Source organism: Brucella pecoris, assembly GCF_006376675.1.
Lineage (GTDB): Bacteria > Pseudomonadota > Alphaproteobacteria > Rhizobiales > Rhizobiaceae > Brucella > Brucella pecoris.
The window spans coordinates 428,125-450,052 of sequence record NZ_VEWK01000004.1; the positions used below are offsets into that span (position 1 = coordinate 428,125).

Sequence of the window (21,928 nt, forward strand, 5' to 3'; positions counted from 1 at the left end):
TTATGCTTCGAATAGAAGAATTTAGAGCGCCGATCTGATTCAATCAGATCGAAATGCGCTCTAATGTTGCTATCGTCGGCATGTTTCGGCATGCCGACGGAAAAAATATCCCCGAAATCTCCCATAAAGTGAGTAGATTTTTCGAAGTCGTTTCAAATAACGACCGGCTTGTGGCATCCTGTCGTCAAAGACCTCTGATACTGTCTTGACCAATGGAACATGGAGGCGGTCATGAAAATATCGAGATTTTCGCTCACTTTGGCAGCATTTGTAGCCGCGGCTTCGCTGGCTGGAACCGTTCAGGCAAGCCTTGCGGATCAGACACTTCTCAACGTGTCCTACGATCCGACGCGTGAACTCTACAAGGATTACAACGCCGCTTTTGCCGCCCACTGGAAGGCGGAAACCGGCGAAACCGTCACCATCCGCGCATCCCATGGCGGGTCGGGCAAGCAGGCGCGTTCGGTGATCGACGGCATCAAGGCGGATGTGGTCACGCTGGCGCTCGAAAGCGATATCGATGCGATTGCCGAGCTTTCGGGCAAGATCGACAAGGACTGGCGCAAGCGCCTGCCCAACAATTCCTCGCCCTATACTTCGACCATCGTCTTTCTCGTGCGCAAGGGAAATCCCAAGGGCATCAAGGACTGGGGCGATCTGGTGAAGGACGGCGTCGAGGTCATCACGCCGAACCCGAAGACCTCCGGCGGCGCACGCTGGAACTATCTTGCCGCATGGGCGTGGGCCTATAAGGAGTACGGCGGTGACGAGCAGAAGATCAAGGATTACATCGCCGAACTGTTCCGCCATGTGCCTGTGCTCGACACAGGTGCGCGCGGCTCGACAACCACTTTCGTGCAGCGCCAGCTCGGCGATGTGCTGCTTGCCTGGGAAAACGAAGCCTATCTTTCGGTCGCGGAATTCGGCGAGGATGCATTCGACATCGTCGTTCCACCGCAGTCCATTCTGGCTGAACCGCCGGTTGCGGTGGTGGACAAGAACGCCGAGGAAAACGGCACCACCAAGCTGGCACAGGCCTATCTCGAATATCTGTACTCGCCGGAAGGGCAGGCCATTGCCGCCAAGCATTTCTACCGCCCGTCGAAGCCTGACATCATCCCAGCCGACAAGCAGCGCAAGTTCCCCGACTTGACGCTGGTGACGATCGATGATCCGATTTTCGGCGGATGGGCGAAAGCACAACCCTATCATTTTGGAGATGGAGGAACGTTCGACCAGCTCTACAAACCGGGAAAATAATCCGGAATTCGAGAGCGATCAGTAATATCAAATACTGAAGAGGGAACAAACCAACGCATGTCTTCGCTCCCTGCACGGGCCAGAGCAGGGTCGCACTTCAGAAAGCCGAGCGTCATTCCCGGTTTCGGGCTGACGTTCGGCTTCAGTGTTGCCTATCTGACCCTTCTCATTCTCATCCCGCTTGCGGCATTGGTGCTGCGTTCCACCGAAGTCGGTTTTTCCGGTTTCTGGCGTCTCGTCACAGACGAGCGCACATTGAGAGCACTTGAAACGAGCTTTGGCACCGCTTTCATCGCAGCGCTGGTCAATGTCGTGTTCGGCGTCATCCTTGCCTGGGTTTTGGTACGCTATCGGTTTCCGGGACGCCGGTTCGTCGATGCGATCGTCGATATTCCTTTCGCGCTGCCGACGGCAGTAGCCGGTATTGCGCTTGCCGCGATCTATGCGCCGAATGGCTGGATCGGCAGCCTGGTGGCCCCGTTCGGCATTCGCATCGCCTTTTCGCGGGCGGGCATCGTTATCGCGCTGATCTTCATCGGCCTGCCATTCGTGGTGCGCACGGTCCAGCCGATCATGGAGGAAATCAGCCGGGAGGTCGAAGAGGCGGCGGCAACGCTTGGCGCATCCCGGTTCCAGACGATCTGGCGGGTGCTGCTGCCAAGCCTGCAGCCCGCCATCCTGACCGGCTTCGCGCTCGCCTTCGCGCGCGGCGTGGGTGAATATGGCTCGGTTATCTTCATCGCGGGCAATACGCCCTATGTCTCGGAAATTGCGCCGCTTCTGATCGTCATCAAGCTGGAGGAATATGACTATGCCGGGGCGACAGCGCTTGCCACGGTGATGCTGGCGCTTTCCTTCGCGATGCTGCTTTTCATCAATCTCATTCAGACGTGGACACGGAGGAAATATGGTCATGGCGAATGAACCTGCCTCTGCCGTTTCCCGCAACAGCCGAAGCGCCGTCACCGAAAGCCCGACGACGCGCATCACGCTGATCGCTATCGCGCTTGCCTTTCTGGCCCTGTTCCTCATTCTGCCGGTGATCGCGGTTTTCGTGGAAGCCTTCCGAAAGGGGGCTGGTGACTATCTGGCGGCACTGGTCGAACCGGACGCCTGGGCTGCGATCCGTCTTACGCTGATGGTTGCGGCCATCGCCGTGCCGCTCAATCTGGTCTTCGGCATCGCGGCAGCATGGGCAATCGCCAAGTTCGAATTCAAGGGCAAGGCGCTGCTGACGACGCTGATCGATCTGCCCTTTTCCGTGTCGCCGGTTATTTCCGGTCTTGTTTTCGTGCTGCTTTTCTCAAGTCACAGCCTGCTCGGACCGTGGCTGTCACGGCATGGGATCGAGATATTGTTCGCCGTTCCGGGCATCGTTCTGGCAACGGTGTTCGTCACGTTTCCGTTTGTTGCACGCGAACTGATCCCGCTGATGCAGGAGCAGGGAACCGGCGATGAGGAGGCGGCGATTTCGCTCGGCGCCAATGGCTGGCAGACCTTTCGCTATGTGACGCTGCCCAATATCAAATGGGGGCTGCTTTACGGCGTGCTGCTCTGTAATGCCCGTGCAATGGGTGAATTCGGCGCTGTTTCCGTTGTCTCTGGACATATTCGCGGTCTCACCAATACGATGCCGCTGCATGTGGAAATTCTCTACAACGAATATAACTTCGTCGGTGCATTTGCGGTGGCATCGCTGCTGGCTTTTCTGGCGCTTTTGACGCTCGCCATCAAGACGGCGCTGGAATTGCGCTATGGCGATGAACTGGCCGGCAGCGGAAACGGACATTAAAATTAAATCGATAGCCGCCCGCATGGCGGTGGAAATAAAGCATGTCTCCCAAAAGCGGGAACCGGTTTTGGGGCAAAGACATGCGTAAAAACAAACAGATAGAGCATTTCCGACGATTTAATTCGGACAGGAAATGCTCTAAGCATGGCCGCGAGGCGGTAGGGGAAAGGATTGGGAATGGAAGTTCGTGTTGCCGGTGTGCGTAAGGAGTTCGCTCGCTTTCCGGCGTTGCATAATGTCTCGCTGGATATTCGTTCCGGCGAGCTGATCGCTTTACTGGGGCCTTCCGGCTCTGGCAAGACCACGCTTTTGCGCCTGATTGCCGGGCTGGAAACGCCGACCGAGGGCACGATTTTCTTCGGCGATGAGGATGCGTCGCAGAAGAGCGTCCAGGAGCGCAATGTCGGCTTCGTCTTCCAGCATTATGCGCTGTTCCGTCATATGACGGTGGCGGACAATATCGGCTTCGGTCTGAAGGTGCGTCCAAGCGCGACACGTCCGTCGAGTGACGATATTCGCAACCGCGCGCTGGAACTGCTCGATCTCGTCCAGTTGCAGGGACTGGAGAAGCGTTATCCGGCACAGCTTTCCGGCGGTCAGCGCCAGCGCGTGGCGCTTGCCCGCGCCATGGCGATCGAACCGAAAGTCCTGCTTCTCGATGAACCCTTCGGCGCCCTCGATGCGCTGGTGCGCAAGGAACTGCGCCGCTGGCTGCGCGAGATTCACGACAAGACCGGCCACACGACCGTTTTCGTGACTCACGATCAGGACGAGGCGCTGGAGCTTGCCGATCGCGTGGTGGTGATGAGCCAGGGTCGTATCGAGCAGGTCGGCACACCGGACGAAGTCTATGACAATCCGAATTCCCCCGGTGTCTATGGCTTCATAGGCGAGTCCAGCACGCTTCCGGTGCGGGTTGAAAAGGGCGAAATCTGGCTGGTGGATCGCAATATCGGCCTGAGGGTCGAAGATCAGGCGGATGGTGACGCGCAGCTCTTCTTCCGTCCGCATGATGTCGAATTGCTGGATGGCTGCGGCGGCTGCATCGCAGGCACCGTGGTGGCAAGCCGCCGTTCGGGCGGCAAGCGGCGCGTCGAACTGGAAGTTGGCGGCGCACGCGAGCGGGTCGAGATCGAAATTCCAGCCGAACATCCGGCGGCGGAGAAAAGCCGCATCGCTTTCCGCCCACGTTACTGGAAGCTTTTTCCAGCAGGAGCAACCGGTTCGCAATCTGGTTCCTGATCGTCACTTTCCGGTGAACCGAAACACAAAGCCCGGCAGATGCGCGGTGATTCCCGCAAGCCCGCCGGGCTTTTCTGTATTGAAGGCCCTGAGCCGGGTGCGGCGAAATTTTCCGGCGCGTTACCTGCGGTAGTATTATTTTTATTTTCAATATGTTAGGGTTGCAGGAAACGGGGTGTTCCATAACGCAACATTAATGGGCGGAAAGAATTGTGCGTTGCGATTCAAACGGTTTGAAGATCAGCACATTGCGCCGTCGCATTTTGGCCAAATGCGGTCGACATTCAGGGAACCGATCATGGATACTGCCGTTTCCTTGAAATGAAAATTCGAAATAATGTCAGTATCCACCCGCCGCAGATAACTCATTTCCTTCGGAAAGGCTGTTAAGGCAGATGCCGGAATTGTCTTCTTCGCTCTCCAATTCAACCTCTACCGAGAATAAATCGCCGATGCCGCAATCTTCGATGGAACCCAAATCCAGCGAGCCCGATGCATCGGGCCGGATTCCGCCTGAACAACCATCCCCCATCCGGGCTTTATACAAGACCGAGGAAGAGCTTGGCGCGCTTGCCGCAGCCGTAGCGCGGGGCGAAGACATTCCGCTGCCAGGCTACCTTGCCTTTCCGTTCGATCAGCGCCTGTCCGAGAACGGCAAGCTGATCCTGCATGCCTATCGCGCATCAGATGCCGCGTCGCGTGCGGGGGAAACCATCACGCCAGCCGCACAATGGCTGCTCGACAATCACTACCAGATCGACAAGAACGTGCAGCAGGCCCGGCGCGACCTGCCGCGGCGCTTCATCCGCCAGCTACCGCTCTACAAGGCCCCGGTCGAAAAATATGAAGGTATGCCGCGCATTTTCGCGCTGGCCTGGCTTTATGTCGCCCATACGGACAGCAATTTCTCGCTGAAGACGCTGACGGCCATCGTCAAGGGTTTCCAGACTGTGGAGCCGCTGAAGATCGGTGAATTGTGGGCGCTGCCGTCTGCGGTGCGCTATTTCCTGATCGAGAATGCACGCCGTCTGGCGCTGCGCGTCGACCGCGCGCGCATCATGCGCAATCTCGCCAATACGGCTGCCGACCGCATCGTGGTCGCTGCCGACGGAGCCGAACTGGATTCGGTTCTCGCTCAATATGCCGATGCCGCCCGCGACAGCACGTTCGCGACCCATCTTCTCTATCGCCTGCGTTCCTCATCGACAGACACCACAGCGGCTGCAAGCTGGCTGGAACGGATTCTGGAGCAGGAAGGCAGCAATCCGGAAGATGCCATCGTCGAGGAACATGCCCGCCAGTCCACCGGCGGTGTCACGATGGGCAATGTCATCCGCAGCCTGAAATCCATTGACGACGTTGACTGGGAAACCTGGTTCGAAACCGTCAACGAGGTCGATGCGATCCTGCGCGACCACAGCGATTTCGAACTTCTGGATTTCCGCTCCCGCAATGCCTATCGCGTGACCATTGAAAAGCTCGCCCGCTATTCGGACATGAGCGAAATCGACATCACCTGGGCAGCGCTCAAGCTGGCCGAGGATGGTCATCGTGCGGAAAAGGCAGGTCATCCCGAGGCGGAAGGCAAGGGCGCAATCGCCTATTACCTGTCCGGAGAAGGCCGCGAGGAACTGGAGAAAGTCTGCGGCTACAAGGCGCCGTTTGGCGTCAAGGCGTTGCGCTTCTATCGCGGCCTTGGACTGTTCGGCCTGTTCATTCCAACCGCGATCTTCACGATCCTGATTCTATTGCTCGTCAATTACTGCATGATCCGCGCCGGTCTATCGACGGATCTGCGCACGCTGTTCACGCTTCTGGCGATCTTCCCGGCAATGGATGCGTCCTATTCGCTGTTCAATGCGCTGGTGCCGTGGTTCGTTCAGCCGACACGGCTGATCGGTTTCGAATATAAGGAAGGCTTGCCGGAGGAAGCGCGCACGCTGGTCGCGGTGCCGACCTTCATCACCTCGCGTGACTCCATCGACGAGCAGATCCGCAATCTGGAAGTCCATTATCTCACCAATCCGCGTGGCGAAATCTACTTTGCGCTGGTCAGCGACTGGACCGATGCGAAGCAGGAAATCACGCCTGCGGACATGGAAATCTATGAATATGCCCGTGAGGAAATCGCCAAGCTCAACGAGCACTATACCGGCGGCGACCAGCCGCGCTTTTTCCTCCTGCACCGCCGTCGCCTGTTCAACGAGAAGCAGAATTGCTGGATGGGGTGGGAGCGCAAGCGCGGCAAGCTGCATGAGCTGAACCTGCTCTTACGCGGTGATCAGGATACGAGTTTCTTCCCGGCGGACGAGCGCCTGCCGAAGGAAATCAAATATGTGATGACGCTGGATGCCGATACGCGTCTGACGCCGGAATCCGTCACACATCTGGCCGGCAAGCTCAGCCATCCGCTGAACCGTCCCGTCATCGATGACAAGACCGGCAAGGTCGTGCGCGGCTATGGCATTTTGCAGCCGCGCGTCACGCCCTCGCTCACCACTGGCGACGAGGCGTCGTTCCTGCAGCGCGTCTTCTCGGTCAATCGCGGGATCGATCCTTACGTCTTCGCTGTGTCCGACACCTATCAGGATCTGCTTGGCGAAGGCACCTTCACGGGCAAGGGGCTCTACGACATCGACGCTTTCGAGGCGGCGTTGAAGGGCCGTGTGCCGGAAAACACGCTGCTCAGTCACGATCTTCTCGAAGGCGGCTATGCCCGCGCGGCTCTGGTCAGCGACGTCGAAGTGGTCGAGGATTATCCGACGGGCTACAATGTCGACGTGTCGCGTCACCATCGCTGGGCGCGTGGCGACTGGCAACTTCTGCCTTGGCTGTTTTCGACGAGCCGTGGCGTCAGCCACATCACGCGCTGGAAGATGGTCGACAATCTGCGCCGCTCGCTCAATCCGATCCTGTGGCTGGTCGCAGCCGTTGTCGGCTGGAGCGTGCTGCCAATCGGGCCTGCTGCCGTCTGGCAGGGCTTCCTCATTCTCTCCATGTTCGTCGCGCCGACATTCGGTATTGTCACCAATCTTATTCCATCGAACATGGACTATTCGCTGAAAGGCCATGCGCAGTCGGTGCTGACCGACATCGCGCTCGGCACGGCGGACGTGGCGCTGCGCACCACTTTCATCGCCCATTCGGCGTTCCTGATGGCGGATGCCATTGCGCGCACCGTCTATCGCCTGTTCGTTTCGCATCGCAATCTTCTGGAATGGCGCACGGCAGCGCAGGCGAGAACCTCGCCCGATACGCTGCTTTACTATTTCCAGCTCATGTGGCCCGCCATAGCGATTGCGGGTCTGGCGATCTTCTTCCCGCTTGCTGCCCAAAGTCATGCGGCAATGATCGCAGCGCCGTTTGCCGTCATCTGGTTTGCCTCGCCGCTGATTGCTTGGCTGGTCAGCCGTTCGGCCAAGCCGCAGGACACGCTGGAAGTGCTTTCTTCCGACAAGTCCGACCTGCGCCGTTATGCGCGCCGGACCTGGCGCTATTTTGCCGAATTCGCCAATGAAGAAAACCACCACTTGCCGCCGGACAACTTCCAGGAAGAACCGGCGCCGATTGTCGCGCAACGCACGTCGCCGACCAATATCGGCGTCTATCTCCTGTCCGTTGTCGCCGCGCGCGATTTCGGCTGGATCGGCTTCGGTGAAACGCTGGATCGCGTTCAAGCCACTGTCGATACGCTTGAGAAGATGGAGAAGTATCAGGGCCATCTCTACAACTGGTACGAGACCAACACGCTGACGCCGATGCGCCCGCTTTATGTCTCGGCAGTGGACAGCGGCAATCTTGCCGGTCATTTGGTCACCCTGTCTTCGGCGATGGAAGAATGGGCGGAAGCACCGTCCGTCTACATGCAGGGCGATCTTGACGGCATTCTCGATGTCAACGACATCCTTGAAGAGACAATCGCGAAAATCCCCGATGACCGCCGGATCCTGCGTCCGCTGCGCCGTCGCCTGGAAGAGCGGATTGCCAATTTCCGCCGCGCCGTACTGTCCATCAAGGACGAGCCGGAAACGGCGTCGTTCCGCACCATCAATCTGTCGCTGTTCGCGACCGATATCGTCCGCCTGATGGACGAACTCGATGGCGAAATCGAAACACCGGCAAGTGCCGAAGCCGCGGAATGGGCGCGCATTCTGGTCGATACCTGCAAGGCGCATACCGATGATTCCATCGGCGAGCATGACACGGATGCGCTGCGTGAGCGTCTGCGCGATCTCGCAACCCGCTCGCGCCAGCTCGCATTCGACATGCAGTTCGGCTTCCTTGAACGGAAAGAACGTCGCCTGCTCTCCATCGGTTTCCGCGTGCAGGAAAACGAGCTGGACGAAAGCTGCTACGATCTTCTGGCGTCAGAAGCGCGTCTGGCAAGCCTGTTTGCCATCGCCAAGGGCGACGTTCCTGTCGAGCATTGGTTCAAGCTTGGCCGTCTTCTGGTGCCGGTGGGCTGGAAGGGCGCTCTGCTCTCCTGGTCCGGCTCGATGTTCGAATATCTGATGCCGCCGCTGGTCATGTCCGAGCCGCTGGGTTCGCTTCTCGACCAGACCAACAAGCTCGTGGTGCAGCGCCAGATCGACTACGCAACCTCGCGCGGCCTGCCATGGGGCATTTCGGAAGCTGCGTTCAATGCGCGCGACGCGCATATGAACTATCAGTATTCCAACTTCGGCGTGCCCAATCTGGGCCTGCAGCGTGGCCTGTCGCGCAATGCGGTCATTGCACCTTATGCGAGCCTGCTTGCTGCGCAGTATCAGCCTGCCGCCGCTGTCGCAAACCTGAAGCGCCTCGCCAAGCTCGGTGCGCTCGGACGCTATGGCTTCCACGATTCGGTGGACTTCACGCCGTCACGTGTTCGCGAAGGCGAGCTTTGTGCTGTGGTGAAGAACTATTACGCCCACCACCATGGCATGGCGATCATCGCGGTCAACAACGTGATCTTCGAAGGCCGGATGCGCGAGCGTTTCCACTCCGATCCGGTGATCGAGGCTGCCGAACTGCTGCTGCAGGAAAAGGCCCCGCGCGAAATCCCGATGATCTACGCCAAGACGGAAAATCCGATGCGCGTGGATTCCGGCGGTTTCGACGATGCGCCGATGCGGATCGTCGACAAGCCGTTCAAGGCGCCGCGCACCACGCATATGATGTCGAACGGGCAATATGCGCTGATGGTGACGGCCAACGGTTCGGGCTACAGCCGCTGGCACAATTGGGACATTACCCGCTTCCACGCCGATGCGTCGGAAGACCTTCAGGGCACGTTCCTGTTCCTGCGCGACATGGAAAGCGGCTATTGGTGGTCGGCGACCGGCGAACCAGTCCGCAACCCGGAAGAGGAAACCAAGACTGTCTTCACCGAAGACAAGGCGGAGTTCTACAAGACCGCCGGTGACATCAAAACCGTCATGGAAGTGATCGTGTCGTCGGAATCGGACGGCGAAGGCCGCAGGCTTGACATCATCAACACGTCTGCCCGCGACCGCATGATCGAGGTCACCTCCTATGCGGAACTGGTGCTGACCGATAGCGACAGCGATGCCGCTCATCCGGCCTTTGCCAAGATGTTCGTGGAAACCGAAATCTCCGATAATGGTTCGACCATCTATGCCAAGCGCCGCAAGCGCGCACCGTCCGATCCCGATATTCACGTTGCGCATTTCGTGACCGATCTTTCCGGCTCGATCCGCGAAACGGAAGTCGAAACCGACCGTCGCGCCTTTGTCGGGCGTGGTCGTTCGTTGCGCGATGCGGCTGCCTTCGATCAGGGTGCCAAGTTCACCGGCAGCCAGGGTTGCGTGCTCGACCCGATCGCATCGGTGCGCACACGTGTCCGCGTTCCGGCGCATAAAAAGGTGAGCCTTGTTTTCTGGACCTTCGCAGGCGGCAGCCGCGATGCGGTGAAACATGCCGTGGCGCTGCATCGCCATCCGGAAACTTTCGCCCGCGAATATTCGCTGTCGTGGACCAGTTCGCAGGTGCAGCTCTACCATATCGGCATCAAGCCGGCGGAAGCTGCAGATTATCAGAAGGTCGCCGCTTATCTGCTTTATCCGGAGCGGACATTGCGCCAGCCACCGGAAACCATCGCCAGCGGTCTCGGCAAGCAGTCCGATCTGTGGCCAATGTCGATTTCCGGCGACTATCCGATCTTCGCGCTGCGCATCGACAATGAAGCCGATCTCGACGTGTTGCGCGGTGTGCTGCGCGCGCAGGAATACTGGCGCAGCAAAGGCCTCACTGTCGATGTCGTGGCGGTTAACGAGCGTGCGTTCTCCTATGCGCAGGACACGCAGCGTGCCATCGACTGGATCGTGGAAGGTTTCCGCGCCCGTGGCGGCGGTCAGCCGCATATCTTTGCGGTTCGCCGCGACCAGATGAGCGACGAAAGCTACAACACGCTGCTGGCTTCGGCCCGCATCGTCATGCATGCGCAGAACGGCTCGCTGGCCGAGCAACTGCGCCGCAGCGAGGAAATCACCGTCGATCTGGCGGCGCGCGACGCCAAGACCGCAATTGGTGGTCAGGCTTCGGCTCAGGGGCTCGGCGCTACGGGTCTCGCGCCTGTCGCTATAGAACGCGGGACGGAAGAACGCCGTCCCGCAGTCAAGCCTGCGGTAAACCGTCCTGCTCCGACCGGTGACGATCTCCGCTTCTGGAACGGTTATGGCGGCTTTGCCGAGGATGGCGCTTACGTGGTACGCGTCAATAACCGTACCAGCACGCCGCATCCATGGATCAATGTGATCGCCAATCCGAATTTCGGTTTCCATGTATCGGCGGAAGGTTCAGCCTTCACCTGGGCAGGCAACAGCCGCGATTACCAGCTCACCCCATGGGCGAACGATCCGGTCATCAACCGTCCGGGCGAGGCGATCTATATCCTCGACCGTGAAACGGGCCGCACCTTTGCGCCAACGGCAAGCGTGCTGCGCGACGAGGCGGTGACCTATGAAGCGCGTCATGGCCACGGTTATTCGAGCTTCGGGGCACAGCATGGCGAGCTGGCACTCGACCTCACCCACATCGTGGATGCGGACAAGCCGGTGCGTCTGTCACGTCTGACCATCACCAATAATGGACGTTCCAAGCGCAAGCTGCGCGTCTATGGTTATGTCGAATGGGTGCTGGGCAATGCTCGCTCCAAGAATGTGCCGTTCATCGTGCCATCGCAGGACGAGGAACTGGGCGCCCTCTTTGCAGGCAATCCGTATCATCCGGACAAGTCCGGGCAGATCGCCTTCTTTGCTGCAACCGAGAAGCCGCAATCCGTCACAGCCGACCGCAGCGAGTTCATCGGCACCACCGGTTCGGTGGACAAGCCGGAGATCGTGCTGGCTGGCAAGGCGCTTTCGGGTACGGTTGAAGCAGGCCGCGATCCCTGTGCCGCGCTCGCTCTCGATATCGAAGTGGGGCCGGGTGAAGCACGCGAGCTTGTCTTCCTGCTCGGCAATGCTGCCGATCAGAAACAGGCAAAGGCGCTGATCGCCGAAACCCGTCAGGCTTCATTCGGCGACAAGCTCACTGCCGCCAAGCGCCAGTGGGAGGGTCTGTTCGACCGCGTTCAGGTGAAAACGCCTGACCCGGCTTTCGATCTTCTGGTCAATGGCTGGCTGCCCTATCAGGCGATCGCCTGCCGTATCTGGGCGCGCGCTGCCTTCTATCAGGCAAGTGGTGCGTTCGGCTTCCGCGATCAGTTGCAGGACACGCTGTCGCTGCTTCTGATCGATCCGACGCTTGCCCGTGCGCAGATCCTCAATGCCGCATCGCGCCAGTTCCCGGAAGGCGATGTTCAGCATTGGTGGTTGCCTGCCACGGGTGCGGGCGTCCGCACACTTATCTCGGACGATGTCGTCTGGCTCGGCTATGGCGCTTCGCTTTATGTCGAGACGACGGGCGACCGTGCGATCCTCGATGAAAAGCTGCCGTTCCTCGAAGGGCGCAAGCTGGAGGACGGCGAACATGATGCCTTCTATCAGCCGGAAATCTCCGAGAAGACGGTAAGTCTCTATGAGCATTGCGCCTTGGCGCTCGATCTTGCGGTCGAGCGAACCGGTAAGCATGGCTTGCCGCTGATTCTTGGCGGTGACTGGAACGACGGCATGAATCTCGTCGGCGTGAAGGGAGAGGGCGAGAGCGTGTGGCTCGGCTGGTTCCTCGCCTATACGCTCGGCAAATTCATTCCGATTGCCGAAGCGCGCAAGGACAAGAAGCGTGCGGATATCTGGAAAGCGCATCTGGAAAGCCTGACGAAGGCCCTCGACCGCGATGGCTGGGATGGCCAGTGGTATCGCCGTGGTTTCTACGACAACGGCGCGCCGCTTGGCTCGAAGGACAGCGATGAATGCCAGATCGACGCCATCGCGCAGTCGTGGAGCGTGCTGTCCGGCGTTGCCGATCCGAAGCGCGCCGAACAGGCCATGGTTTCGCTCGAAAAATATCTGCTGGATGACGAAGGCGAATTGCTGCGTCTCTTCACGCCGCCTTTCGACAGGACCATCCAGGAGCCGGGCTACATCAAGGGCTATCCGCCGGGTGTTCGCGAGAATGGCGGGCAGTACACCCATGGTGCGACCTGGGCCATCATGGCGCTCGCCCGCATGGGCAAGACGGCGGAAGCATGGCGCCTGTTCTCGCTGATCAGTCCGATCAACCATGGTCGCAACCCGGATATCTACCGTGTCGAGCCTTATGTGATCGCAGCCGACATCTATTCTGTCGAGCCGCGTCGCGGACAGGGCGGCTGGACCTGGTACACCGGCTCCGCTGGCTGGTTCTACCGTGTTGCGACGGAGGGTATCCTCGGCGTCACAAAACACGGCGACCGCCTGCATCTCGATCCGGCATTGCCGCCGGAATGGGATGGCTACGAGGCAGAGCTCCGCTTTGGCGAAGCGCTCTATCGCGTCAAGGTCGTGGCCGGTGCCCCCGGTGCTAAAGACAAGGTGGTGAAGCTCAATGGCCGCAAGGTCAGCAAGCCGGATGAAGGCGTGCCGATCAAGCCGGACGGCGAACATGAAATCGTCGTAGAGCTTCCCAAACAGAAGTGAACCGATTAAAAAGGCGGGTGAAAACCCGCCTTTCTTTTTGCTGCAATTCCTTTTGGGGGCGGTTGCAGTACATGTTCATGCAATGGAGGCCGTCATGGCCAAGACTGATATTGCGCGCCGCGTCTACAATCACGCATGGAAGCTCGATCCCATCGTCCGCAGCCTTCTGGATACGGATTTCTACAAGCTTCTGATGCTGCAGATGATCTGGGGTCTTTACCCCAAGGTGGATGCAACCTTCTCGCTCATCAACCGCACGACCTCCGTGCGTCTTGCCGATGAGATCGACGAGGGCGAATTGCGTGCGCAGCTCGACCATGCCCGCACGCTGCGCTTCTCCAAGAAGGAAATGATCTGGCTGGCAGGTAACAGTTTTTATGGCCGCAAGCAGATATTCCAGCCCGAGTTCCTGAACTGGCTGCACGATTTCCAGCTCCCGGAATATGAGCTGCGCCGCAAGGATGGCCAGTACGAGTTGCATTTCCATGGACCGTGGTCGCACACGACCATGTGGGAAATTCCAGCACTCGCCATCATCAACGAACTGCGTTCGCGCGCGGCAATGAAAAACCTCGGCCCGTTTTCGCTCGACGTGCTTTATGCCCGCGCCAAAGCGAAGATGTGGAGCAAGGTCGAGCGCCTGCGCCAGCTTCCCGGCCTGAAGATTTCCGACTTCGGCACGCGTCGCCGCCATTCCTTCCTGTGGCAGCGCTGGTGCGTCGAAGCACTGAAGGAAGGCATCGGCGATGCCTTTACCGGCACCAGCAATGTGCTTCTGGCCATGGATACGGACCTCGAGGCGCTCGGCACCAATGCGCATGAATTGCCGATGGTATTGGCTGCGCTCGCCAAGACCGACGACGAATTGCGCTCAGCGCCTTATCGCGTGCTGCAGGACTGGAACCGTTACTATGGCGGCAATCTTCTGATCGTTCTGCCCGATGCTTTCGGTACGGCTGCATTCCTGCGCAGTGCACCCGACTGGGTTGCAGACTGGACCGGCTTCCGCCCGGACAGCGCTCCACCCATCGAAGGCGGCGAGCGCATCATCGAATGGTGGAAGTCACGCGGCAAGGATCCGCGCGAAAAGCTGCTGATCTTTTCCGACGCGCTCGATGTGGACACGATCGAGGAGACTTACCGTCATTTCGAAGGGCGTGTGCGCATGAGCTTCGGCTGGGGTACAAATCTCACCAATGATTTTGCGGGCTGTGCCCCGAAGGAAATCGAAGGGCTGAATGCGATTTCGCTGGTCTGTAAGGTGACGGATGCCAACGGCCATCCGGCGGTCAAGCTTTCCGACAATCCGCAGAAAGCAACAGGCGATCCCAAGGAAGTGGCGCGTTATCTCAAGTTCTTCGGGAATGAGGAACGGGTGGAGCAGCTCGTCCGCGTGTGACGAGCTGCAGCGCTGTCTAGAGCGGTTCCGGTTTAAACGGAATCGTCGGAACCGCTCTATCTATTTGTTTTCACGCATTATCCGACGCAAAACCGCTTCGCACTTTTGCTGGAAATGCTCTATTTGTTTTTACGCATATCTTTATCCCGAAACCGGTTTCCATTTTCGGGAGACATGCTCTATTCCATCAACCGTGCGGTGCCCGAAACGCGAATGGAGCCGCCGCGCTCATTGCCGATCTGGGCGCGCAGATGTGACGGGCTGCCCATATCTTCACCCTGAAAGACCTCGATCTCGCCGCCATGCGGCCAGCCGCTATCACGCAGATAGGCGGCAAAGGCCGCTGTGGCTGCACCAGTCGCCGGGTCCTCATAAACTCCGCCGGATGCAAACGGGTTGCGGCTGTGGAAGCGCTTTGGTGTCTCGGAATAGATGAGCAGGATCGTCGTCCAGCCCTGCCGGTTCATCAAGGTGCGTCCGCGTGCCATGTCGTAATGCATCGAAGCCAGCTTTTCGCGTGAACGAAGCGGAAGCACGATATGGTCGGCCCCTGCATGGATCAGTGCCGGTGCGAGGCCGGGCGCCAGATCGTCTTTTTCGAAACTGAACAGCGCCAGCGCCTGTTCCACTTCCGCATCGTTGGCGGCACGCTGTCGCGTCGGTGGCGATTGCAGGCTGGCCGCAAACAGCTCGCCTTCCTTGCGTCTTTCGACACTGATATCGTTATTGTTGAGCTTGAGCGCGAAACGGCCGTCGCCCATGCGCATGGCCAACGCTGCGCCAAGCGCAATGGTGGCATGGCCGCAGAACGGGACTTCCATTTCCGGCGCAAAATAACGAACGCGCCAGCTATCGCCGTCAGGCGCGGCAAAGGCTGTTTCGGAAAAGCCGACTTCCTTTGCGATTTTCTGCATATCTTGCGGGGAGGGCAGGCGGTCGGCGATCAACACTCCAGCGGGATTGCCACCCTGATTGCCTTGCGAAAAGGCTGCAATACGCAACACGTCCAATGGTTTCTCCTCGCCAGTCTGATTCGTGTCCCGCCCACCCCAATAAAAAGCGTGAAATGTGGCCGGTCAAGCAGTCTGTCGGCTAGTGTGGCGAATTCGAAATTCGCATCACTTAGGAGCAGCGCCGTGAACGAATTTCGGATTCAAAGCCACACTAGTAACATATTGAATCTAGTGTGGTTTACGGATTTGAAGTTCCTCAACGCGGATGCCTCGCAACTGACAGGAACTTCAAATCCACCACACTAGCGGAGACTATCAACAGCATAGGTCGCTCCATTTCCTCCGACAGTGCCGGCCATTCTGCGATCTGATCTGGCGACGGGCGCCATTCTTCCAGCCGATTGATGGCAAAGCCGGCTTCGATCAGCGCGTTGATGATCGTGCTGAGGCGGCGGTGATACTTGATGACGCCCTCTGCCAGCCAGTCAGTTCGCCGCTCGCCTTCCACGGCATAATGGTCGATGGGCCATCGTTTCTGGCCGTTGCTTTCTTCGATCCAGCCAGGCGCGAACGGCGCCATGAAGATCGGATGCTCGATCGTGAATACGAACCGGCTTTGCGCCCGCAATGCTGAATGGATCGTTCTCAAAAGGCGCGGGAAATCGCGAATATAGTGAAAAGCCAGGGAACTGTAGACGAGATCGAAGCGTGCTTCCGGAAGCTCCAGCGCCTCCATATCCGCCTGGATATAGCGAACGGAATCGTCCTGTGTGTCGCGGCGCGCACGTTCGAGCATGTTCTCCGAAAGATCGTAGCCGATGACGGAGGCAGCACCCTGTTCGCGGGCGAAGCGGCAAAACCAGCCAAAGCCGCAACCGAGATCGGCAACATCACGGTCGGTCAGATCGGGTAGAAGGGAGCGGACAAAGGGCCATTCAGGTGCGCCTTCCAACCCGTGTACCGAGCGCGGCAACTGGCTGTAAGCGGTGAAGAAATCATCACGATCATAAATATTCTGGGCCATGGTCTATCGTTCGGTCAGCGCAAGTTTTGCCCCGAGCGCGACGAAGGCGGCAGCAAAGCTGCGGCGCATCCATGCAAGCACGGCGGGGCGCGAGATGATCTGGTTACGAACGGCAGCCGCGAACACACCGTAGAACGCAAACACCACGAATGTCATGGCCATGAAGACCAGCGATAGTTCCACCATGCGGACTACCGTCCCGCCCTGCTGCGTGTTCACGAATTGCGGCAGGAAGGCAAAGAAGAATATCGACAGTTTGGGATTCAGCAGGTTGACGAGGATCGCGGACCAGATGACCTCGCGGTCCGAACGCGGCGCGTTGTCGGTCTCGATCTTCAGTGTGCCGTGCTCCTTGAGTGTCATCCACGCCATATAGAGCAGATAGGCGACACCCGCATATTTGATGATTTCGAAAGCCAGTGCGCTGGCATGGAGCAGAGCCGCCAGCCCTGTCACGGCAGCTAGCATATGCGGCACGATGCCGAGCGTGCAGCCGAGTGCTGCGATGATCGAGGCCCGTGCACCACGAGACAGTCCTGCCGCAAGTGTCACCAGCACGCCAGTGCCGGGGGACGCAACAATGATGAAGGATGTCAGCAGAAATTCGATACTCATGATGTTCTGGATTCCTTTGCGGGCTTGCCGGAAAGGCCGAGCTGGCCAGACGCATCATGTCACGGCTATGCCGTGCGTCAATCCTTCATCTCATGCGCCCATGGTGGGTTTGCACCTGCGCGCGAGACGGTCACAGCAGCAGCCCGGACCCCGAGCGCGACGGCGGAATGGATCTGATCGTCGGTCAGTTCGGCAAGCGCATCCTTATCGAGAAGGCCCTGATTGTGAAGGCTGGCAAGAATGCCGGCATTGACTGTGTCGCCCGCGCCAACGGTGTCGATCACATCCACCTTCACACCGGGTACGCGCACGGTTGCCTTGGCCGTATAGGCGTCGGCGCCATGTGCACCCTTGGTGATGACTACCAGTTTCGGCCCAAGCTTCAGCCATTCAGCGGCGATTTCGTCGTGGCTGCCCTTTTCGCCAAACCAGGCGAGGTCTTCGTCCGAGAGCTTCACGATATCGGCAAGCGCGATCATGCGCTTCATGCGGGCGAGATGTTTTTCGCGGTCGGTGATGAAGCTGGCGCGGATATTCGGGTCGAGGAACATGACCCGCCGTGGTGCTTCGCGGGCCATCAGCGCTTCATAGACACTGCCGCACGGTTCGGAAATCAGACTGATGCAGCCGAACAGCATGGCGTCAATGGCGTCATCGACATAGGGCATGTCGCTCTCGGCCAGCATGCGGCCTGCGGTGTTTTCATCGTAGAAAGCATAACGTGCCTGTCCGTCGACCAGGCGCACGAAAGCCAGTGTTGTCGGACGGTCCGAGATTGCGGCGAAGGAATAATCGACATTGGATCGTGCCAGATTATCGCGCAGCACTTCGCCGAAAAAATCAGACGAAATACCGGAAAAGAAACCGGTGGGAACGTCCAGGCGTCCAAGCGCGATGGCCGTGTTGAAGACAGAGCCGCCCGCGAAAGGCTGGAACGCAGTCTCTCCGTTTGCGGTCTCGCGGGGCAGCATGTCAATTAGGGATTCACCGCAACAAAGGATCATAAAGGCACAACTCGGTTGTTAAATCGATTGAAACAGACATAAGCACAAAAGCACGGAGAATTTCAATCTCCGTGCCTTGTCTGGATATCAGACGTGCTGGCCGCCATTGATGTGAATTTCCGACCCCGTCACGTAGGATGAAGCTTCGGAGCAGAGGAAGTAAATGGTTTCCGCCACTTCAGATGTCTTTCCGAGGCGGCGCATCGGAAGCTGCTCCACCAGCTTGTCCGTTCCTGGCGAAAGGATCGCCGTATCGATTTCGCCCGGCGCAATGGCATTGACGCGGATGCCGTAAGGCCCGAAGTCGGAAGCCATTTCGCGGGTCAATGAAGCCAATGCAGCCTTCGAGGTTGCATAGGCGGTTCCGGCGAAGGGGTGCACGCGGCTACCGGCGATCGAGGTCACGTTAACGACCGAGCCTTGTGCTGCTTCCAGTTCCTTGAAAAGACCACGTGCCAGCATGATCGGTGCCATGAAGTTCACCTGAAATACATCGCGCCATACCGCCATTGGCGTTTCCATCGAATTCATGCGGCGACCACCTTCGGCCTTCGGTGAAATACCGGCATTGTTGACCAGTGCATGAAGCTTGCTGCCATCGGCTTCGAGGCGGCGGCGGATTTCCGAGATCGCCTTGCCCACATCTTCCTGATCGGCGAGATCGACCTTGATGTGGTCTTCCGGGCCTGCGGGCCACGGGCAATTGTCGGAAAAATCCTGTCGCGAGCAGGTGATGACACGCCATCCGGCACGCGAAAAACGTTTCACTGTCGCGTGGCCGATGCCGCGGCTGGCACCGGTCAGGACCAGGGTCTTGCGCTCGGTATCCGCCTTGGAAGTATCGGAACCTGAAACGTCTGTTTTGGTGACTTGGGACATGGAAACCTCGCTCTCCAATCTTGAATAGACCAAGCCGCTCAAGATTTCGAGGGGAATTAAAGCGCATCACGAAAAGTGTGAAACGGTTTTCGGAAATGATGGGCGTCAAAGCAAATGACGAGAGCGCCGATCTGATTCAATCAGATCGGAAAGCGCCGGAACAAGCTTGCATCGAAGCTGCTTCACCTGATCGCGTAAAGGCCGCCTGTGGTGACGGCCCTTGCCGGTGCTACTGCGAATTGCCCATGATGATGTCGAGTAATGTCGTGGATTTTCCTGACTGCTGCGGCTGCCCGCCACCCACATCGCCAGGCGGCATCGGGCGGTAGTTTTCGTTGGCATTGGCAGGATATGTCGCAGCGCCGGGCTGTTCGGCAAGCGGGCGTCCTGTCTGGCCCGACTGCTGGATACCGCTGCGAACCGGAGAGTCCGGTGCTGGCGGCCAGTAGCCGTCATCACCATTGCCGGCGATAGGCTGATTGCCATAGGAATCCTGCGGCATCAGGCTGGGATCGTAAGGCGCATTCGGATCGATGCCGTCGCTGCCGCCGGGGACAACGTTCTGAATGTCGTAGTGGCCGGGAAGCTCGGCGATGGGCACGCCCTTGTGCGCTTCCTTCATGAAGTTTTTCCAGGCTGCAACGGGAAGGGTCGAGCCGAACACGCGCTTCATGCCCTTGCCGTCATCATTGCCGAACCATACGCCGGTCGTAAGGTTGGCCGTATAGCCGACAAACCATGCGTCACGGAAATTCTGGCTGGTGCCGGTCTTGCCTGCTGCGGGCCAGCCGAAGGCGGCACGCTTTGCCGTCCCATCCTCAACCGTGCGCCGCAGCATCGCGTTCATCATGCCGACATTGCGCTCGTCGATGACACGCGGGCCGACGCCATCTTCCTTCTGATAAAGAACCTTGCCATCCGAATCCGTCACATTGGTGATGAAATAGACCGGCGCGCGATAACCGCCATTGGCAAACGGCACATAGGCATCGGTCAGTTCCAGCAGCGTCACCTCCGATGTGCCAAGTGCCAGCGAGGCATTCGGTTCGAGTTTCGACTGCACGCCGAGCCGGTGTGCGGTGTCGATCACGGTCTGTGGGCCAACTTCCATCACGAGCTGAGCGGCAACGGAGTTCAACGAGTGGGAAAGTGCGGTCGCAAGCGTTACCTGTCCCATATACTTGCCGTTATCGTTGCTCGGCGTCCATTTGCCGATGCGAACCGGGGCGTCATTGCGCACCGAGTCCGGCGTGCGGCCCTGTTCGAGTGCCGTCAGATAGACAAACGGTTTGAAGGAGGAAGCGGGCTGGCGGTGGGCGTCGGTAACACGGTCGAACTGGCTTGTGGCGTAATCGACACCGCCGACCATCGCACGAACCGCGCCAGTGCTGTCGATGGAAACAAGGGCGCCCTGGCTGGCATTCATCTTCTTCCCGCTTTGGGAAATCTGGTCCTTGATTGCCTCTTCGCCAGCGCGTTGCAGGTTGAGATCGATGGTGGTCTGGACGGTGATGTCGACCTTCGTTTCGCCGATCAGTTCGGGCAGTTCCGCGACGACCTTGTCGGCAACATAATTTTCCGAACCCTGCCAGTAGGATGGCGCACGCGTCATCGGTTCGCTTTCGGCGATGGCCATTTGGCTGTCGTCGATCATGCCTTCCTCTCGCATGGCGCCCAGTACCAGCTTGGCGCGCGCGGCGGCGGCTTCCGGATCGCGGGCCGGTGAAAGGCGCGAAGGTGCCTTCAGAAGACCAGCAAGCGTGGCCGCTTCCATCAGATTCACGTCCTTGGCCGGTTTGTTGAAATAGCGTCGCGAGGCCGCGTCGACGCCGAAAGCGCCGGAGCCGAGATAGACCCGGTTCAGATACATCTCCAGAATCTGATCCTTGGTGTATTTGTGCTCAAGCCACAATGCGAGCATGACTTCCTGCACCTTGCGCTCAAGCGTGCGGTCGGGAGAAAGAAACAGGTTCTTGGCAAGCTGTTGGGTAAGTGTGGAGCCGCCCTGAACGGCCCGGCCCGAAACGACATTGGTGACAACTGCGCGGGCAAGGCCGATGGGGTCTATGCCGAAATGCGAATAAAAGCGGCGGTCCTCAATGGCGATGACGGCTTTCGGGATGAAGGGTGACATCTCGTGCAGGCCTACGGCCTCGCCGCCGGTGGTACCGCGATTGGCAATCAGATTGCCGTTGACGTCGACGATGCGCACATTTGGCGGGCGATCAGGAATGGCCCAGTCAGTCGTCGGCGGCATCTTGGCGGCGAAATAGACCAGCATACCCGCAAAGGCGATGCCGCCCCATAATCCCAGCACGAGGCACCAGTAGATCGACCGACGCAGAAAGCCGAAGAAGCCGCGCGGTGTCTTCTTGCCGCGCCGCGAGGAGCGCGGTTCCGGTTCATCGGATTGCCTGCGTCGGCGCTGCTGCTTGCGAGCCATGCGGTCCTCCTCGTCGACGCGAAAAACCTCATCATCTTTTTTCTCTTCGCCACCGAAGGAAGGTTCGATACGCCGGTTCTTGTCGTCACGCGATGCCATATCAGCCTGGATCCGCCCACCCGTTCGCCGGTCCAATCGTGATGCTGACCGGTCATTTTGAATAATGCTTGCGTGCTTTACGGGATTTTGTGCCGCAAAAGCAAATAAGGGCCTAATCCGGTGCAGGGTAAATGCGGCAGTTTAAAGGGACGTAAATCA

General features: G+C 58.9%; 12 protein-coding genes. 6 read left to right on the top strand and 6 right to left on the bottom strand.

The genetic code is table 11. The features are described from left to right. Window positions 1-231: 231 nt before the first annotated feature. The 6 genes from FIB18_RS11060 (at window position 232) to pncB (ending at window position 14,752) form a co-directional block, all read left to right on the top strand. Window positions 232-1,260 (top strand): sulfate ABC transporter substrate-binding protein, encoded by a 1,029-nt coding sequence (locus FIB18_RS11060; RefSeq protein WP_140020739.1) that lies wholly within the window; start codon window positions 232-234, stop codon window positions 1,258-1,260. Between the two features lie 57 nt (window positions 1,261-1,317). After that, window positions 1,318-2,184: a sulfate ABC transporter permease subunit CysT gene (gene cysT, locus FIB18_RS11065; protein WP_140020740.1), complete on the top strand. Its 867-nt coding sequence runs from the start codon at window positions 1,318-1,320 to the stop codon at window positions 2,182-2,184. Continuing rightward, complete coding sequence (cysW, locus tag FIB18_RS11070; RefSeq protein ID WP_168436380.1) at window positions 2,174-3,052, top strand: sulfate ABC transporter permease subunit CysW; 879 nt, start codon at window positions 2,174-2,176, stop codon at window positions 3,050-3,052. The genes cysT and cysW overlap by 11 nt, the downstream gene beginning before the upstream one ends. A 177-nt stretch (window positions 3,053-3,229) precedes the next feature. Then, on the top strand, window positions 3,230-4,294 hold the full coding sequence (locus FIB18_RS11075) for a sulfate/molybdate ABC transporter ATP-binding protein (RefSeq protein WP_140020742.1): 1,065 nt from the start codon (window positions 3,230-3,232) through the stop codon (window positions 4,292-4,294). 395 nt (window positions 4,295-4,689) lie between these two features. Further along, window positions 4,690-13,353 carry a GH36-type glycosyl hydrolase domain-containing protein gene (locus FIB18_RS11080; RefSeq protein ID WP_140020743.1) on the top strand — a complete coding sequence of 2,888 codons (8,664 nt, stop codon included), beginning with the start codon at window positions 4,690-4,692 and terminating at the stop codon, window positions 13,351-13,353. Window positions 13,354-13,447: 94 nt separating this feature from the next. Beyond that, on the top strand, window positions 13,448-14,752 hold the full coding sequence (gene pncB / locus FIB18_RS11085) for a nicotinate phosphoribosyltransferase (protein WP_140020744.1): 1,305 nt from the start codon (window positions 13,448-13,450) through the stop codon (window positions 14,750-14,752). Window positions 14,753-14,931: 179 nt separating this feature from the next. Here pncB and FIB18_RS11090 read toward each other — a convergent pair whose 3' ends face one another. From FIB18_RS11090 to FIB18_RS11115, 6 genes are all read right to left on the bottom strand, one after another. After that, window positions 14,932-15,762, bottom strand: a complete 831-nt coding sequence (locus FIB18_RS11090) for a PhzF family phenazine biosynthesis protein (RefSeq protein ID WP_140020745.1) — start codon at window positions 15,760-15,762, stop codon at window positions 14,932-14,934. A gap of 199 nt (window positions 15,763-15,961) precedes the next feature. Continuing rightward, the gene (locus FIB18_RS11095; RefSeq protein WP_140020746.1) at window positions 15,962-16,729 is read right to left on the bottom strand and encodes a class I SAM-dependent methyltransferase; all 768 of its coding nucleotides are present in this window, start codon (window positions 16,727-16,729) and stop codon (window positions 15,962-15,964) included. A 3-nt stretch (window positions 16,730-16,732) separates the two neighbouring features. Further along, on the bottom strand, window positions 16,733-17,344 hold the full coding sequence (locus FIB18_RS11100) for a LysE family translocator (protein WP_140020747.1): 612 nt from the start codon (window positions 17,342-17,344) through the stop codon (window positions 16,733-16,735). Window positions 17,345-17,421: 77 nt separating this feature from the next. Next, window positions 17,422-18,348, bottom strand: a complete 927-nt coding sequence (locus FIB18_RS11105) for a carbohydrate kinase family protein (RefSeq protein ID WP_140020748.1) — start codon at window positions 18,346-18,348, stop codon at window positions 17,422-17,424. 87 nt (window positions 18,349-18,435) lie between these two features. Continuing rightward, window positions 18,436-19,227, bottom strand: coding sequence for an SDR family NAD(P)-dependent oxidoreductase (locus FIB18_RS11110; protein WP_140020749.1), 792 nt, complete (start codon window positions 19,225-19,227; stop codon window positions 18,436-18,438). 229 nt (window positions 19,228-19,456) lie between these two features. After that, entirely contained in the window at window positions 19,457-21,769 is a 2,313-nt protein-coding gene (locus tag FIB18_RS11115) for a transglycosylase domain-containing protein (protein ID WP_140020750.1), read from the bottom strand. Window positions 21,770-21,928 lie beyond the last annotated feature (159 nt).